The 18518-nt window shown below is 52.4% G+C and carries 6 protein-coding genes and 8 pseudogenes; 6 read left to right on the forward strand and 8 right to left on the reverse strand.

The window, feature by feature from the left end:
• Window positions 1-125: 125 nt before the first annotated feature.
• Genes ABDK09_22155 through pilM form a run of 3 tightly spaced genes read right to left on the reverse strand, consistent with a single transcriptional unit; the run spans window position 126 to window position 2753 of the window.
• Window positions 126-611, reverse strand: a complete 486-nt coding sequence (locus tag ABDK09_22155; GenBank protein ID XAW89383.1) for a hypothetical protein — start codon at window positions 609-611, stop codon at window positions 126-128.
• On the reverse strand, window positions 604-1773 hold the full coding sequence (pilO, locus tag ABDK09_22160; GenBank protein ID XAW89384.1) for a type 4a pilus biogenesis protein PilO: 1170 nt from the start codon (window positions 1771-1773) through the stop codon (window positions 604-606). Before pilO ends, ABDK09_22155 begins: the two co-directional genes overlap by 8 nt.
• Entirely contained in the window at window positions 1770-2753 is a 984-nt protein-coding gene (pilM, locus tag ABDK09_22165) for a type IV pilus assembly protein PilM (protein XAW89385.1), read from the reverse strand. The genes pilO and pilM overlap by 4 nt, the downstream gene beginning before the upstream one ends.
• Before the next feature lie 207 nt (window positions 2754-2960).
• On the opposite strand from pilM, the gene ABDK09_22170 reads away from it, so the two are divergent.
• Complete coding sequence (locus tag ABDK09_22170; GenBank protein ID XAW89386.1) at window positions 2961-5441, forward strand: PBP1A family penicillin-binding protein; 2481 nt, start codon at window positions 2961-2963, stop codon at window positions 5439-5441.
• Window positions 5442-5523: 82 nt separating this feature from the next.
• Here ABDK09_22170 and oxyR read toward each other — a convergent pair.
• Window positions 5524-6445, reverse strand: a pseudogene (oxyR, locus tag ABDK09_22175) (DNA-binding transcriptional regulator OxyR).
• 143 nt (window positions 6446-6588) lie between these two features.
• Here oxyR and ABDK09_22180 point away from each other — a divergent pair.
• Window positions 6589-7330: pseudogene (locus ABDK09_22180) on the forward strand (glutathione peroxidase).
• 252 nt (window positions 7331-7582) lie between these two features.
• Entirely contained in the window at window positions 7583-7846 is a 264-nt protein-coding gene (locus ABDK09_22185; protein XAW89387.1) for a DUF3624 domain-containing protein, read from the forward strand.
• Window positions 7847-8042: 196 nt separating this feature from the next.
• Here ABDK09_22185 and argH read toward each other — a convergent pair.
• The 4 genes and pseudogenes from argH to argC all read right to left on the reverse strand — a co-directional run bounded on the left by argH (window position 8043) and on the right by argC (window position 13388).
• Window positions 8043-9918: pseudogene (gene argH / locus ABDK09_22190) on the reverse strand (argininosuccinate lyase).
• A 264-nt stretch (window positions 9919-10182) separates the two neighbouring features.
• Window positions 10183-11401, reverse strand: a pseudogene (locus tag ABDK09_22195) (argininosuccinate synthase).
• Window positions 11402-11581: 180 nt separating this feature from the next.
• Window positions 11582-12373: an acetylglutamate kinase gene (gene argB / locus ABDK09_22200; GenBank protein XAW89388.1), complete on the reverse strand. Its 792-nt coding sequence runs from the start codon at window positions 12371-12373 to the stop codon at window positions 11582-11584.
• Between the two features lie 9 nt (window positions 12374-12382).
• Window positions 12383-13388: pseudogene (gene argC / locus ABDK09_22205) on the reverse strand (N-acetyl-gamma-glutamyl-phosphate reductase).
• A gap of 179 nt (window positions 13389-13567) precedes the next feature.
• Here argC and argE point away from each other — a divergent pair.
• From argE to ABDK09_22220, 3 pseudogenes are all read left to right on the forward strand, one after another.
• A pseudogene (gene argE, locus ABDK09_22210) lies at window positions 13568-14705 on the forward strand (acetylornithine deacetylase).
• A 228-nt stretch (window positions 14706-14933) separates the two neighbouring features.
• A pseudogene (gene ppc / locus ABDK09_22215) lies at window positions 14934-17569 on the forward strand (phosphoenolpyruvate carboxylase).
• A 348-nt stretch (window positions 17570-17917) separates the two neighbouring features.
• A pseudogene (locus ABDK09_22220) lies at window positions 17918-18458 on the forward strand (PadR family transcriptional regulator).
• Window positions 18459-18518: the final 60 nt, after the last annotated feature.

Consider the following 18518-nt stretch of genomic DNA (forward strand, 5'->3'; position numbering starts at 1 on the left):
CGCCAGCACGGTCAGCGGACCGCTCACCGCCAGCATCAGCATCACTATCAGCAGGCGCAGCAGAGACACAACCGGCAATCTCAGCCAGGCAAAACGACTTACCGGTTCAGGACATCGCATCATATTCACAGTGCGCTCAACTCCATTTTGATAGTCAGTGGCTCGGGCCGGTTACAGTTTTTATTCTCAGCCAGCACCAGCCACAACGAGCGAGCATCGATTCGTTCCACCCGCGCGTCTGCCAGTTGATCGCCGACCTTAACTTGCACCAGTTGCCCGGCCTGAATTTCAATCACAGCCAGGCGTTGCTGCTCATTACCTAGCACGGCTTTCAATAACCAACCGCCCTCAGCAGGCCATGCTTCATCCTCCGGCCGCGGCAAAGGCAACACATTTCGGCAGAGCTCGGAAGCATCATCGGCAGTGGACGGTACTGCAAACGGATTACTGACCGCGCGATGGCGCTGGGCATCCGCTCCGCTCAACGGCTTTGCTTCGGCGGCAAAAGAGTCGGCAGTAAAGGGGGCGGCGGCGAAGACACAATGTCCAGTCAGCACCAGCACCGCAGGCAATAGTCTATGGCTGAGACGCCGCATTCCTGATCTAGTCATCCTCACTCCCGAACTCATCATCACGCTGAAACTCATCAGCCAGATAGGTAAAACCGCGGGCACGGATCTGCAGCCGTGACTGATCCGGGGAGGTGCGCTGCCAGTGCACCTCAGCCAACAGCACACCAAAAGGCAGTGCCGCCAGATCGCGCATAAACTGCTGCAGCGCCGGATACTCACCACTGGCTTCCAGACGCAGTGGTACCCGCAGCAATTCCTCCTCAGGCTCCGCGGTTTGCCATTCAAGCCGGGTCAGCACCAACTGATGCTGCGCAGCCAACTGACTGATGTGATTTAACAAAGGCGCCAACTGGTGCTGACGAGGAAACTGGCGCAGTAACGCCTCATGACTCGCCTGCAGCTCGGCATATTGGTCCTGCAAAGTCTGCAGTTCATGTTTCGCCTCAGCCAGTTGACGCAGATCCTGGCTGAGCTGCTCAATTTTCTGCTCGAGGGATGAGGCAAACCGCTGCTGAGGCAGCAGGTGCCACTGATAACCGACAGCTGCCACAATCAGCACCAGCAGCAGACGCAGCAACCACTGCGCGCCGGGTGGCCATTGCGCCATCTCACTGAGATCAAAGTGTAAATCACCCATTATGGCAGCACCGCCTGATCGGGCTGCAACCGGAAACGACAGCTCAAACGGCTGATAAATGCTGCCAAAGCGATGTTCAGGAGCAGCAATAAGTTCGATATTGACAGCGCGGACTGGCGTTGCCTGTTGCAACTGTTCGAGCAGGTTGTGCAGACGGTCGGCGGCCAGGCTGACTCCGCGCACCTCCACCAGATCCGCGCTCTGCGTGACGCTGTCGAGATAGACACCAGATGGCACCGCTGAGGCCAGTTGCTGCATTAGTCGCTCCGCATGATGGCGCTGGTCCAGCAGTTGTTGCCAGGTTTCCTGATGCGCGCGTATACGAGTCAGCTTATGCTGCCACTCGGCAAGTTGCGGCAGATAGCGCGCCAACTGAGCAGACTGCAGCTGTAACTCGCCAAGCTGCTGCTGACGCTGAGTGATTGTGCTTTGTTGCTGCCAGGCCACCAAGGCGAGCAGCACCAGCCCGAATATTACCGAAGCCAGGCTGGCAACCATAAAACGGCGCTGAGCGGTAATGCGCTTCTGTTCGCGCCAGGGCAGGAAGTTCACCTCCGCGCTCATCGAACCGCCCCCGACAATAACTGCTGTTGCCAGCGTAAACCCGATAATGCCAGCGCCATCGCCAGGGCATAGCAATGCGGTTTCTCAGCCGGGCTTGCGCCGCCCGTCCGCTCCAGACCATCGAATGCCGAAAGCAATTCACAAGGCAGACCCGCAGTCAGCGGGGTGCTGAGCAGTTGTTCGGCTCCGCCGCCACACAGCCATAGTCCGGCCACCACATCACTGCCGTGCAGGGCTGACAGGCGTTGCAGTTCACGCTGCAGGCAATCAAGTAACATGTCGTCCGCCACAGCTCCGGCAACGGACGACATGACTGGGAAGGTTAAAGCCGGAGTCTGAGTAAAGCTCTGTTGTCTGTAGTAAAAACTGCCGTCGGGCAGCTGCATAGTTAAGGTCAGCCACCGCTGGCCGACATCGACCAGCAGGCAGTCACTGCGCCCCTGCTGCACGCTGTACCAGTACCACAAACCACGCATCACCTGACTGAGCAGGGCCAGTTGCAGAGGTTGCCATCCAGCCCCGCGCAGCGCATCGACCCGGCTTTGCACCACTTCACTCCGGGTCGCATACACCTGCCCCTCCTGCTTACCCTCAGCGCTAAGAGAATCAGATTGCATAATGTAATCCAGCTGCAGCGCATCAAGCGGCATGGGGGACTGCTGCGCAAAGGCCTGGTAGACCGCAAACTCTTGTTCGTTAGCATCTAAAGCACTATCTATTTGTATTTGTTTAGTTATTACCGAACTGTCCGGCACTGCCAGCGCCACTTTACGACTAAATAGCGGTAATCCCTTTTTTAGTTCTTTGAGTTTCTTTACAATTTTCTGATAATTCAGCGTGTGGTTATCAGCGAAAATATCATCAGGTACGACTATCTCCTGACAACCGAGCAGCGAGTAAGATTCACGATGCGGTTTTAATAGCACGGCTTTAATACTGTGGTGGCCGATATCGACACCTGCAACTAATGATTGACCCATAAATAAGATTAACTCCAGTAACAACACTCTGTGACCAAGTGATTTGCAACGTAGCGCCAGGCGCTGAAAGCGATATTCGTAACAGAGCTCAGTGCGCCAAACAGCTTTATGCGAAAAATAGCTGCGTTACATTTTTAAGTGCTGAGGTTTTAGTCTAGAGTACAAGGGTTTCCATTAGGGCAGCCTCTACTAAACAGGGATTCTCCGGTGAAGTTCATAAAGCGTTTATTAGTATTTTCATTGATTTGCATTATTCTTGGAGTCACAACAATCTTTGGCTTCTACTATTATGTAAAGCCTGACCTCCCAGATGTGGCGACACTGCGCGATGTAAAGTTGCAGACGCCAATGCAGGTCTTCAGTCGCGACGGCAAACTGATTGCTCAGTTTGGTGAGCAGCGCCGTATTCCGCTCAAACTGGACGAAATGCCGAAAGAGCTGGTCGAGGCGATCATCGCCACCGAAGACTCACGCTTCTACGAACATTTCGGCTTTGACCCAATCGGCATCACCCGTGCCGCGTTCGCTGTCATTGCGACCGGCAGCGCTTCTCAGGGTGCGAGTACCATTACGCAGCAGCTGGCACGTAACTTTTTCTTGTCCAACGAGAAGAAGATCATGCGAAAAATCAAAGAGATTTTTATCGCCGTGCATATCGAGCAACTGCTGAGCAAAGACGAAATCCTTGAGCTGTACCTGAATAAAATTTATCTCGGCTACCGTTCTTACGGGGTCGGCGCGGCCGCACAGGCCTACTTTGGTAAAGAAGTGAAAGATCTGACCTTAGGTGAGATCGCCATGATCGCTGGTCTGCCAAAAGCACCGTCGACCATGAACCCTATCTACTCGCTTGAGCGTGCGACCCATCGTCGTAACGTGGTACTGCAACGTATGCTGGATGAGAAATACATCACCCAGGCGCAGTATGAAGAAGCACGGAACGAAGTATTGCAGTCACGCTACCACGGTGCGGAAATTTCGCTTAACGCACCTTACGTCGCCGAAATTGCCCGCGCCTGGATGATCGACCGCTACGGCGAAGATGCGTATACCTCAGGTATGAACGTCTACACCACTGTCGATTCCAAACTGCAGAAAGCGGCCAATCGCGCCGCGCTGGATAACCTGCTGGCTTATGATGAACGCCACGGTTACCGCGGTGCGGAAAAAGAACTGTGGAAATCAGGTCAGGCAGCATGGGACGAAGAAAAAATTCGCGACCATCTGCAGGATGAGCCGACCTACAACGATCTCTACCCTGCTGTCGTGGTGAAGGTTGACCAGCAATCCGCTCAGGTTTGGGTCAAAAACAACGGCCTGCAAACCATCGTCTGGGATGATATGAACTGGGCCCGCCGCTTCATCACCGATGAACGTCAGGGCGCGCTGCCAAAAGCGGCCGGTGACATCATGGCGGCTGGTCAGCAAATCTGGGTACGTCAGTTACATCAAGATGATGCAGAGCAACAACACTGGAAACTGAGCCAGGTACCGAATGCGCAGACCGCATTTGTTGCCATGGACCCGGAAAACGGAGCAGTCCGAGCTCTGGTCGGCGGCTTTAACTTCGTCCACAACAAGTTCAACCGTGCGACGCAGTCAGTACGTCAGGTCGGCTCCAGTATCAAGCCGTTCATCTACTCTGCCGCGCTGGATAAAGGCATGACCCTGGCCAGTCTGATCAACGACGCACCGATTAACCAGTGGGATCAGAGCCAGGGCACCGCATGGCGTCCGAAGAACTCGCCACCGACTTATGGCGGCCCGACCCGTCTCCGTATTGGCCTGGCGCAGTCGAAAAACGTGATGGCAGTGCGGGTACTGCGTGAAGTTGGCCTGGATGATACGCGTCAGTATCTGACCCGTTTTGGTTTTGAACTGGATAAATTGCCACGTTCAGAAACCATCGCACTGGGTGCCGGCAGCCTGACTCCGGTCAAGATGGCACAAGGTTACTCGGTCTTCGCCAATGGCGGCTACTATGTTGAGCCATACTACATCAGCAAAGTGATGGGCCCGTTCGGCGAACCTGAATATGAGGCGACACCGAAAGTTATCTGCCATCAGGCCTGTGACCAGACCGATATTAACGGCATCAGCGAGCAGGATGCGGACACTCAGTATGCACCACAAGTGATCTCTGAGCAGAACGCCTTCCTGGTGCGCGAAATGATGTACAGCAACATCTGGGGTGGTGGTGACTGGCGTGAAGGGACCGGCTGGAACGGCACGGGTTGGCGCGCACAAGCGCTGAAACGCCGTGACATCGGTGGTAAAACCGGCACAACCAACGATTCCAAAGATGCGTGGTACAACGGCTTTGCTCCTGGCATTGTCGCCACCGCCTGGGTCGGTTTTGATGAGCACAGCCGCGATCTGGGTCGCAGTACACCAAACCCTGCGATTGAAGATGATGTGTCTGGTGTGGAAGCCGGTGCGAAAACGGCTCAGCCAGCCTGGATCGAATTCATGCAGCAAGCCCTGCAAGGGGTTGGCGAGCAGGATAAGAAAGTGCCGGATGGCATCTCACGAGTGCGTATCGACCGCAACACCGGGCTGCTGACCAATAAGCTTGATGGCAGCTCAATGTTTGAGTACTTTGCCGACGGCACCGAGCCTGAGGATTACGTCAGCGAGTCGTCGACCAACAGTACCTACACCAACGATGAGAACGAATCCCTGTTCTGATTGTCAGGCAAGATCGAAAAGAGGCTGAATATTCAGCCTCTTTTTTGTTTCTCTTTTTTGCTTATCAGCGTGAGATTAATGATCAGGCAGCGGTCAGACCGGTGGCGGTTTTCGGCAGCGCCATCAAACAGTCATGCATTGCCGCAGCCAGAGTCTCAAAACGCTGTCTGAGCGGAGAGCCCGGACGGTACACCAGTACCAGGCGGCGCGAAGGAACCGGATTGACCGCTTTAACATAGCACACACCGTCTTTGACCTTTTCTGCAGGCAGCGACAGCTCAGGCAACAGAGTAATGCCGCCTCCGGCCGCAACCATATTGCGCAGCGTCTCCAGACTGGTGGCCTTAAAACGTTCATCATCCTGAGCGCCAGCAGCAAAACAGAAACCCAGCGCCTGATCACGCAGGCAGTGACCATCGCCCAGAGCCAGTACGGTTTTGCCTTTCAGCTCCATCATGTCGACTTCATCACGCTCAGCCCACTCATGGCCGCACGGAATCGCAATACTCATCGGTTCGACATAAATTTCCAGCTCTTTAAACGGTTCGGTTTCAGCAACCGACGCCAGAAACCAGACAATCGAGCTTCCCCTCTTCAAGCTGATGGATCAGCTGCTGGGTTTGTGCTTCATGCAGATAGAGTTCCAGCTCGGGAAAACGCTGTTTCAGAGTCGGTACAATACGCGGTAATAAATAGGGTCCCAGAGTCGGAATAAAGCCGATGTGCATCGGTCCGGTCATCGACCCACCCTGCCCGCTGGCCATATCTTTAAAGGTTTTCACCTCACTCAGAATCCGCTTAGCCTGCTCGACCAGCTGCAAACCGGCATCGGTAAACAGCACCCGCCGGCTGCTGCGCTCAAGCAGCACCGTACCCAGTTCATCTTCCAGCTTACGAATTTGACCACTCAGGGTCGGCTGGCTGACGAAGCAGGCCTCAGCCGCTTTGCGGAAATGCTTATGCTCGGCCAAAGCTACCAAGTATTCAAAATCACGAATGTTCATTGTGTACCTCTATAGGATGTACCTATCAAAACCATAACATCAAACGATTAGAGCTATCAAAGTATTTATTCAATAATGGCGTCATCAACAGGGGGAAATCACTTTGCCCTGGACATGAATCTAAAACTTGGAAGGAAAACAGTATGTTTGTATCGAAAGAAGGTCAGTCAGTCCCTCAGGTTACGTTCCCGACTCGTCAGGGCGATCAATGGGTCAATGTCAGCAGTGATGAACTGTTTGCTAACAAAACCGTGATTGTATTCAGCCTGCCGGGCGCGTTCACCCCGACCTGCTCCAGCAGTCACCTGCCACGCTACAACGAACTGTTTTCGGTCTTCAAAGATCATGGCGTCGATGACATCATCTGTATGTCGGTCAACGATACCTTTGTGATGAATGCCTGGAAAAACGATCAGGAAGCCGAAAACATCACCTTTATTCCTGATGGTAACGGCGACTTCACCTCAGGCATGGGCATGCTGGTCGACAAGCGTGATCTTGGTTTCGGTCAGCGTTCATGGCGCTACAGCATGCTGGTACGTAACGGTATCGTGGAAAAAATGTTTATCGAACCCAACGAACCGGGCGACCCGTTTAAAGTCTCTGACGCCGATACGATGCTGAGCTACCTGGCGCCGGAGTTTAAAACCCAGGAATCGATTACGGTATTCAGCAAACCGGGCTGTCCGTTTCTGTGCTAAAGCCAAGCAGAATCTGATTGACGCCGGTCTGCAGTATGAAGAGGTGATTCTGGGTAAAGATGCCACCAGCGTCAGCCTGCGCGCCATCACCGGTCGAACCACAGTGCCGCAGGTGTTTATCGGTGGTAAACATATTGGTGGCAGCGAAGAGCTGGAAAGCTACTTAATCAGCCGCAGCGCATAACCATCGCAAAGCGCCACATACTGAAGGAAGCCGTTCAGTAACCGATGACATTCACCAAATAAGCACGCCCCACCGCCAGCCTCACAAGCTGGCGGTTTTTTTGTCCGCGTGCCACAGGCCAAATGACGTTCAATAGCACAAATGCCACCGCTTGCTGTTTTTTTCCTGCTCGCCTTATACTGGAGTCCGCAGTCTCGATTCAGACTGACGATAAGTGATTACGGATGAACGATTACAGATGAATAGAAGACGATGAGTTGTTACGACTGTCAAACCCACTGGTTCTGGAAAAAAATCGGCCGCTGCCAACGCTGTATGAATCAATTAACCGTGCTGTCGGTGCTGTGCTGGATTATCTGGTGGTTTACCTGCCGCGACACACCGCGCACGATTGAATCCATTACCCTGCTCATGGCGGCTTTTGCCTGCAATAGTTTGCTGTTACTGCATGTCTGGATGAAGTTCGTGATCCTGCCATTGCGTAAACACAGTGGCAAAGATAAGCGTGGTGAATAATTGACCATTGTAAATGGCGCAGGGCTGACAAGAAAAAAAGCCCTGAAACTAAGTCTGTTTCAGGGCTCTCTTAGAGAGTTCTAAGAAAAAGCAGTGGTACAGTAATAGACCCTGCTTCCTCTTATTGGTTCCGATAAAAATCGATCTTTTTTGATCTTTTTTTAAGCGACGTTATGAATGCTTTATATTCAGCAGCTTATGCAACACTCGCCTTAATAATCAGCTGGTCATCTAGATTCACTTCCAGCGCCACTTCATCACAGGCATGCTGACGCGGGCACTGTTCGCAATCTTTCAGTACTTTTTCCGGCAACAGCGTCTTTGAGGTCGGAATAAAGTCCTGCTTCATAAAGAACTCCGGCGTGCGGGTCAGAACAAACACCTTGTTGATCGCCATCTGACGCGCTTTGTTAACCAGGTAATCGACGATAGCGGTTCCCTGGCCCTGACCTTGCCAGCCGGCTTCCACACCCAACGAGCGGATTTCTGCCAGACCTGAGTCATACACATACAGTGACGCGCAACCGGTGATCTCACCATTATGTTCAGCCACGGCGAATGAGCCGATATCGCGCACAATTTCGTTGCGTGAACGTGGCAGGTTTTCACCCATGTTGGCCCAGTAAGCCACCATGCCTTCCAGACGTTCAATATCAGTCAGACGAGCCGGACGTACTTTCACCGATGATGCATCACGTTTAGCCAGACGTTTTTCTGCCTGTTCTACCGCGTAAGCCACTTGGTGCGGCGCGACACCACCCAACGCACTGCGTTTTTCCAGACACGAATCAATCGTCAGAATCGCGTACACATCCTCTTCAATCACCGGTGAGAACTCTTTCAGTTTCTGCCAGTGAAAGCTCTTCCAGTGCACTGCCTTTGGCAATCGCACCGACCACAGCCACACCAACGATATGGTGTGCTTCACGGAACGGGATGCCTTTTGCTACCAGGTAGTCCGCCAGTTCAGTCGCGTTAGCATAACCTTGCTTGGCCGCTTCCAGAGTACGCTCACCGTTGACCTTGATCCCTTCAAAACACAGCGCGGCCATTTCCATACAGTCGTTCCAGGTGTCAAGCGCGTCGAACAGACCTTCTTTATCTTCCTGCATGTCTTTGTTGTAGGCCAGTGGCAGTGCTTTCACTGTCATCATCATGCCAGCCAGTGAACCATACACCCGGCCGGTTTTACCACGGATAAGCTCCAGCGCATCCGGGTTTTTCTTCTGCGGCATCAGGGAAGAGCCGGAAGTCACGGTATCTGCCAGTTCAATAAAGCCTGACTCGCCTGAGTTATAGAAAATCATATCTTCTGCCAGACGTGACAGGTGCAGCATAGAGATAGACGCAGTGGTCATCAGTTCCATCACGTGGTCACGGTCAGATACCGAGTCCAGTGAGTTACGGGTCGCACGACGGAAGCCCAGATTGTGCGCCAGTTTCTCACGGTCGATAGAATATGCGGTACCCGCCAGAGCACCTGACCCCAGCGGGCAGGTATCAAGACGTTTGATGGCATCGCTGAGACGTGAATAGTCACGTTCAAACATTTCCACGTAAGCCAGACACCAGTGAGCAAATGTTACCGGCTGAGCGCGTTGCAAGTGAGTGTAGCCCGGCAGTACCGTGCCCTGATGTTCTCTGGCCACTTCCACCATTTTGTTTTGCAGACGGTCAAGCGCGATCAGCAGTTGCTGACCCTGCTGACGACACCATAATTTCAGGTCGGTCGCGACCTGGTCGTTACGTGAACGGCCAGTGTGCAGTTTTTTACCCAGGTCACCCACTTTGCCAATCAGCTGCTGTTCAACCCAGGAGTGAATATCTTCGGCGTCTGACAACAGGATTTGTTCCGGATCTTCCATCACTTCCAGTTTCAGCTCATTGAGTGCCAGCTCCAGCTTTTGCTGTTCTTCTGCTGTTAACACATTGACTGACAGCAAAGCCTTGGACCAGGCAATCGAACCGACGATGTCCTGTTCCGCCAAGCGGTAATCGAAGCGCAATGAATCATTAAATTGTTTGAATCTGGTGTCTGCTGCCTGGGTAAATCTTCCGCCCCATAATGCCATTGCGTTTCTCCTAATGCTCACTAATCACTTGCTTTTGCTAATATGATATTCGACCTGAAACAGGCGATTTATTGTGTTATTTGCCTACCCGTCAAAGTTACGGGAAGTTGAACAAAAAATAAAGTAAAAATTCACTTTTTAAACATACTTATTCAAAAATAACTGGATAACTATGCTTATAATCTCACACATACAACAAAGCCCGCTTGCAAGACAAGCGGGCTGAGATTCAGTTTAAAGCGTGTAGACGCAGGCTACGCCGGATTATTTTTTCGCGGCGGCGTTCAACGCTCTGATACGACTAGACAGAGAGTACAGACGGATGAAACCGCCCGCGTGGCTCTGGTCGTAAACTTCATCCGCGCCAAAGGTTGCAAACTCTTCTGAGTATAGGCTGTTTTCAGAACGTTTTTGCGTTGCTGTCGCCTGACCTTTGTAAAGCTTGATCACAACTTCACCGTTCACATCCTGCGCCAGTTCATCTGCCGCAGCGAACACTGCCTGACGCAGTGGAGTAAACCAACGACCATCATACACCAGGTGTGATGCTTTAATGCCCAGCTCTTCACGGAATTCAAATGAAGTTTTATCCAGTACCAGTTGCTCAACAGCACGCAGAGCTTCCATGATGATGGTGCCCCCCGGAGTTTCGTAACAACCACGAGACTTCATACCAACCAGACGGTTTTCCACGATGTCGATACGACCCACACCGTGTTTAACACCTTTTTCGTTCAGGGCAACCAGTGCGTCGTATGGAGACAGTTTCCTGACCGTCAACCGCGACCACTTCGCCTTTAGCCACTTTCAGCGTCACGTATTCTGCTTCGTTTGGTGCTTGCTCAGGATCCACTGTCCATGCCCAGCAATCGTCGTTTGGTGCATTCCAGGTGCTTTCCAGAACGCCACCTTCAGTCGAGATGTGCCATGCGTTAGCATCACGTGAGTAGATCTTGGTCAGTGACGCCGCACAAGGAATGTTGCGCTCTGCCAGGTAATCCAGACACTCTTCACGGCTGACCAGATCCCACTCACGCCATGGTGCAATCACGTGCAGATCCGGTGCCAGTGCAGCAAATGCGCCTTCGAAACGGATTTGGTCGTTACCTTTACCGGTACAACCGTGTGCCAGTGCATCCGCACCCACTTTACGTGCCACTTCTACCTGAGCTTTAGCAATCACAGGACGTGCCATTGATGTACCCAGCAGGTATTTACCTTCGTAGTAAGCACCGGTTTTCAGAGTTGGGTAGATGTAGTCTTTAACCAGCTCTTCTTTCAGGTCAACCACGTAACACTCAGATGCACCTGATGCGATCGCTTTCTCTTCGATACCAACCAGTTCGTCAGCACCCTGACCCACATCGGCCACAAAGGCAACCACTTCACAGCTGTAGTTCTCTTTCAGCCATGGAATGATCACAGATGTATCCAGACCGCCAGAATAAGCGACAACCACTTTATTTACTTGAACTTTGCTCATGTTCTTTTATCTCCGATTCCCTGGCTCTGCGCTTGGCGGTTAGTGCTCAGGTTGTTTTGCTATGATGCTGTAAAAAATCTGCTTTCGTTTGGTATCCCATCCGTTCAACACATTACGTTAAAAATCAATCTTTTCAAACAGACGAGTTAACAAAACGGATGGGTGAATAATTCAATATGTTTACTGCGGTAAAAACTGGGTGCCGATACTCTTTCCGGCAAACAGCTGAGCCAGTTTTTCCGGATAACGCCAGGTTGCCACTTCAATTGGACGGCCCAGATCCTGTGCCGCTTCCAGAGCCGCACGGACTTTAACAATCATGCCATCGGTAATCACTTTGGCTTCAATCAGAGCATCCGCCTGTTGCTGATTCAGGCTGTGGATCAGATGACCCTTGCCATCCAGTACGCCGCTGACATCCGACAACAGAACCAGCTCGGCATCCAGAGCCGCCGCCACTGCCACTGCCGCCTGGTCGGCATTGACGTTCATCAGCTGACCTTCACTGGTCATGCCGATTGAACTGATGATAGGCAAAGCGCCCGCTGCCAGCAGAGCATTCACCACGTCCGCTTTACCTGGTTTCGCCAGGCCCACAGCGCCCAGCTCAGGGTCCAGCTCCTCGACCTGACACAGACCACCGTCCGCCAGGCTCAGACCGACCGCATTCAGACCGTCTTTAATCGCCTGGCCCTGCAACAGCTTGTTGGCTGTACCGGCCAGAGCGCCGGTGATGTAGCCAATCTGGTCGTAAGGGGTAACACGCAGACCATCTTTCTTCACCGTTTTGAGCTGCAGCTTTTCCATCAGTTCATCGACGATGTAACCACCACCGTGCACAATCACCAGCGGACGCTGCGCCTCAGCCTGGTATTGCGCCATCGCGCCAAACAACTTGCTCAGCGTTTCACTGCACGACAGCGCCGCGCCGCCTAACTTAACCACTAATGGATTTTGTTTTGTATCCGTCATACCTTACCCTCACACCAAAGCGGTCAGTTCATCGAAACCGTAGTGTATGTTCAGACATTGCATCGCTTGACTCGATGCGCCTTTTAATAAGTTGTCAATTGCCGAGACCACGATGACGTGCTCGCCCTGCACCTTCCAGCCGATATCACAGAAACGGAGTGAACTCAACATCCTGAATACGCGGCAGAGTGCTGGTATGCAAACGTACCGCCGGCTTGTCGCCGTATGCCTCAGCAAAGGCCTGTGCAACCTGCTCAGCGCTGACACCCGCCGCCAGTTTCATGGTGATGGTCGCCAGGATCCCACGCTTAAAGTTACCCAGGTGCGGCGTGAAAATCACATCACAACCGAGGTGAGTCGCAATTTCCGGCTGGTGACGATGGGTAAACACACCGTAAGGCTGCAGGCTGACTTCACAGAAACTGTTGGTCATGGTGGCTTTACGGCCTGCGCCCGTTACGCCGCTGACCGCATTAATCACCGGCCACTGCGCTTTATCGACCAGACCCGCTGCCAGCAGTGGTTTAATCGCCAGTTGCGAAGCCGTCGGATAACAACCGGCTACCGCGACCAGCTGACTATTAAGAATAGCCTCTTGGTTCCACTCAGCCAGTCCGTACGCCGCTTCCGCCAGCCAGTCACCATGCTGATGCTGGAAACCGTAATACTGATCATAAAAACCTTCACTCTGCACCCGGTAAGCACCTGACAGGTCAAACACCTGGCAGTTGTTGGCCAGGAAAACCGGCGCCAGATCGTGACTCACTTCGTGTGCCGTCGCGAGAAATACCACATCACACTCTTGCGCGACCTGCTCCACATCCGTCAATGCCTGCACCGGCATATCGACCAGCCCCGCCAGTTTACCGTGCAACTGGGCGATCGACTTTCCTGCATCGACGCTGTTGGCGGAAACGTATAAACCTGATAGCGTGAGCTCTGGGTGTTTGTGAACCATAAGAGCAAGTTCTGCTCCGGTGTAACCGCTTGCGCCGATAATGGTGGTTTTTAGCATCTCAAAGCATCCAAAGTGAAGGTAAATGATAATAGTTAAAACTGATTATTGATTTACATTTAAACTGACTATTAATTTGTAAAAAGACCGGATTATTTGGTTTTTTATTCATTAAAAGTGATTTAATATGTGTTTTACATTTTCAGCGTTATTCTGTCAATAGTAGGAGCAAGAATAATATGCAATTACCGAGTTTCCTCGAAGTCTATGAAGGCTTGATTTCGACCCCGTCGATCAGTTCCACGGACCCGCAATGGGACCTGGGCAATGAAAAGGTGATTGCCAAACTGGCGGACTGGCTTACTGCGCTTGGCTTTAGCGTTGAAATCGACCAGGTCGCTCCCGGCAAACAGAACCTGATTGCCAAAAAGGGTCAGGGCGAAGGCGGCCTGCTGCTGGCCGGTCACAGTGATACCGTGCCATTTGACGAAGGACGCTGGAATTTTGATCCCCATGCCCTGACTCAGGCCGACAACCGCTTTTACGGTCTCGGCACCGCTGATATGAAAGGCTTCTTTGCGTTTATCTTCGAAGCGGTGAAAAAAGTCGACTGGAACAAGCAGACCAAACCCCTGTACGTGCTGGCGACCTGTGACGAAGAAACCACCATGCTCGGTGCACGTCACTTTACTGAAAACGCACCGTTTCAGCCCGATTACTGCATCATTGGCGAACCGACCAGTCTGGTGCCGATCTACGGCCATAAAGGTCACGTTGCCAATGCGATTCGCGTGACCGGTAAGTCGGGCCACTCCTCCAACCCGGCGCTGGGCGTCAATGCGATCGAAATCATGTATGAAGTGATGTTCGCGATGATGCAACTGCGCGACAAGCTGATTAAAGAGTACCAGCATCCGGGATTTGAAATTCCGCACCCGACACTTAACCTCGGCCATATCCACGGCGGTGACACACCAAACCGCATCTGTGGCTGCTGTGAACTGCACTATGATGTACGTCCGCTGCCGGGCATCAGCCTGGATGGTCTGGATAACATGCTGCGCGGTGCCCTGAAAGAGGTACAGGAAAAATGGCCGGGCCGGATTGAAGTTGAACCTTTGCATGATGCGATTCCGGGTTATGCCTGTGATCACGACCATCCGTTTCGTGACTGACGTCAGTCAAATCTGTGAGCAGCCGGCGCAAACCGTCAATTACTGCACTGAGGCGCCGTTCCTGCAACAGCTGTGTCCGACCCTGGTGCTTGGTCCGGGCTCGATTGATCAGGCGCACCAGCCGGATGAGTTCCTCGCCTTTGACTTCATTGATCCGACCATCAATGTGTTATCAAAAGCCATGGTTAAATACTGCTTTTAAAGTATGAATCTTGAATGACAGCCCCTGAGCAGATTTTATTCGCTCAGGGGTTTTTGTAAGAAATTTTCAACAAAATTGGGGATTTGACTTAACAAGTGTTCAAATGATTGCTCAGCGGCATAAATGGAATTTTAGTATGTCGGGTTTGACTGTAGTGGACAAACATAGTTAGATTGTGTACTTAAGAAAAGAACAATGGATGTAATTTTTTTACAAGGCAGGATGACAATGAACGAGAAATACGCCGCGCTCAAAAGTAACGTGAGCATGCTTGGTCGCCTTCTGGGGCAGACAATTCAGGATGCCAGCGGTGACGTTATTTTAGAGAAAGTGGAAACCATCCGAAAACTTTCCAAATCTGCCCGCGCCGGCAATCAAGCCGACCGCGATAATCTCATTGAAGAGATTAAAAGCCTGAACAATGATCAGTTAACGCCGGTTGCCCGCGCGTTTAACCAGTTTCTGAACCTGACCAACATTGCCGATCAGTACCACACCATTTCGCGTCACTGCGAAGAGCATGTGTGTGAACCTGACGCAATTCACGATCTGTTCAGCAAACTGAGCGACAACAGCGTCAGCAAACTCGATACTGCACAGGCGGTACGTGATCTTAATATTGAGCTGGTTCTGACCGCACACCCGACGGAAATCACCCGTCGCACCATGATCAATAATCTGGTTAAGATTAATGAATGTTTATCGAAACTTGAGCTGAGCGATCTTTCGTCCAAAGAGCGCCTTAAAACCGAGCGTCGTCTGGAACAGCTGATCGCTCAGGGCTGGCACTCTGATGTTATCCGTAAACAGCGCCCGACTCCGCTTGATGAAGCCAAATGGGGCTTCGCTGTGGTTGAGAACTCACTTTGGCAGGCGGTACCTGAATTTTTGCGCGAACTGGACGTCAGCGTGAAAAACTACCTCGGCGAAGGGCTGCCTATCGATGCCCGTCCGGTCCATTTCTCCTCTTGGATGGGTGGCGACCGTGACGGTAACCCGTTTGTCACTCACACCATCACCCGTGAAGTGATGCTGCTGTCACGCTGGAAAGCGGCGGACCTGTATCTGGGTGATATCAATGAGCTGATCTCCGAACTGTCGATGACCAAGTGTAACGACACAGTTCGCGACCTGGCGGGTGAAGAAGAACACGAACCGTACCGCGCCATTCTGAAACGAGTGCGTTCGGTCCTGCAGGAAACGCTGGAAATTCTTGATGCCAAAGTGCACGGCCAGCAACTGGCGGTTAAAGCGCCGCTGCGTAACATCAGTCAACTGTGGGAGCCGCTGTACGCCTGTTACCAGTCACTGCACGAATGTGGCATGGGCGTGATTGCCGATGGCTCACTGCTCGACACCCTGCGCCGCGTGAAAGCGTTTCGGCGTGCACCTGGTACGCCTTGATATCCGTCAGGAAAGTACCCGTCACTCTGATGTGCTGTCTGAACTGACCCGTTATCTGGGCATCGGTGATTACGACCAGTGGAGTGAGCAGGACAAGATTGCCTTCCTGACTAACGAGCTGGCCTCTAAACGCCCGCTGCTGCCGCGCGACTGGGAACCTTCAGCGCCGGTTAAAGAAGTTCTCGATACCTGTAAGATCATCGCGTCTCAGCCACGTGAAGCCTTTGGTGCCTACGTGATTTCCATGGCGCGCACTGCGTCTGACGTGCTGGCAGTCCATCTGCTGCTGCAAGAATGCGGCTGTCCTTACCGCCTCGATGTGTGTCCGCTGTTTGAAACGCTCGACGACCTCAATAACGCCGAAGCCGTGATTACCCAGCTGATGAGCATCGACCTGTACCGCGGCTTTATCCAGAACCACCAGATGGTGATGATCGGCTACTCCGATTCAGCCAAAGACGCCGGTGTGATGTCGGCGGGCTGGGCACAGTACCACGCGATGGAATCCCTGGTTAAAGTCGCCGAAGAAGCCGGTGTTGAACTGACCCTGTTCCATGGCCGCGGCGGTACTATCGGTCGTGGTGGTGCGCCGGCGCACGCCGCACTGCTGTCTCAGCCGCCAAAGAGCCTGAAAGGTGGCCTGCGCGTAACTGAGCAAGGTGAAATGATCCGCTTTAAACTCGGTCTGCCGGACGTGGCGGTCAACAGCTTCAACGTCTACGCCAGTGCGATTCTGGAAGCCAACCTGCTGCCGCCTCCGGAGCCAAAACAGGAATGGCGCGATCTGATGGAAGTGCTGTCAGACGTTTCCTGCGCGGCTTACCGTGCGGTCGTACGTGGTGAAGCGGACTTCGTCCCTTACTTCCGTCAGGCAACGCCTGAGCTGGAGCTCGGCAAACTGCCGCTTGGTTCACGCCCGGCGAAACGTAACCCGAATGGCGGCGTGGAAAGTCTGCGTGCGATTCCGTGGATCTTCTCCTGGAGCCAGAAACCGTCTGGTTCTGCCAGCCTGGCTTGGTGCCGGCGAAGCGATTCAGCACGCCATCGATCAGGGTTACCAGGCACAGCTGGAAGAGATGTGTCGCGAGTGGCCGTTCTTCTCAACCCGTCTCGGTATGCTGGAAATGGTGTACACCAAGTGTAACCTGGATATTGCCCGTTACTACGACGAGCGTCTGGTGGATGAACCACTGCGTCCGCTTGGTCAGCGTCTGCGCGATCAATTGCAGAAAGACATCAAGACCGTGCTGAACGTGGAAAACAACGAGAACCTGATGCAGAGCGACCCATGGGGCCATGAGTCGATTCGCCTGCGTAACATCTACGTTGAGCCGCTCAACATGCTGCAGGCTGAACTGCTGTACCGTACCCGTCAGAGTGAACAGCCGGATCCGGAACTGGAAGAAGCCCTGATGGTGACCATCGCAGGTATTGCCGCTGGCATGCGTAACACCGGCTAATCGCCAGTATGAAATTCTAAAAATTAACAAAAGATCGCATTTTTGCGGTCTTTTGTTTTACTTGATAATCTTATTGAGAATAATATCAGTTTTTCATTTGAAAACCGTATTGTATTCTACTTTATGCTTATTATTTAGATATACTACTGCTGCTCGATGACGGCATTTAATAACAACAAGTCGCAGAGCGATACGTAGAGTATCAACCCTAGGTGATAAACGGCTTTAAGGTGACATGACAGCAGATTTCTGCTGACCAGAATCAGGCACTGCATCAGAGAGTACCGCAGAGTACCCACGATGGCTGAATCTGGTGTAAAAAGTTTATTAACCATTTGGATTGAAGACATGTCATTACCACACGTTATCCTTACTGTTCTTAGCACTCGCGATGCAACCGGCTACGATATCACCAAAGAGTTTTCTGCGAGCATTGGCTATTTCTGGAAAGCCAGCCACCAACAAGTCTACCGTGAACTGAATAAAATGGGTCAGCAGGGCCTGGTAACTTGTGTCCTGGAACCTCAGGAAGGCAAACCTGACCGTAAAGTTTATTCAATTACGGACGCAGGCCGCAGCGCTCTGGGCGAATGGTTCGACCAGCCGACCGCGCATCCGACAGTAAGGGATGAATTCAGTGCTAAATTGATGGCTTGTGCCGTTCAGCCTGCAGAAACCTTACCGGGCTCAACTGGGCGAGCTGATTGAAGAATCCCGTAAGCTGGTGACTCACTACAAAGAAATTGAGTCGGCTTACTACGCCAATCCGGCGGTAATGGATAAGCAGCAACGTCTTGAGCGTCTCACGCTGCGCCGTAATCTGCTGCTTCGCCAGGCCTGGATCAACTGGGCAGAAGAAGTGATTGCGGAAATGGATGCAATGGCATAAGCCACACCAACTGAACACCAAACAAAAAGGATGATGCCGGGCATCATCCTTTTTTCGTTT

It is taken from the genome of Vibrio sp. CDRSL-10 TSBA (assembly GCA_039696685.1).
Taxonomy (GTDB): Bacteria; Pseudomonadota; Gammaproteobacteria; order Enterobacterales; family Vibrionaceae; genus Vibrio.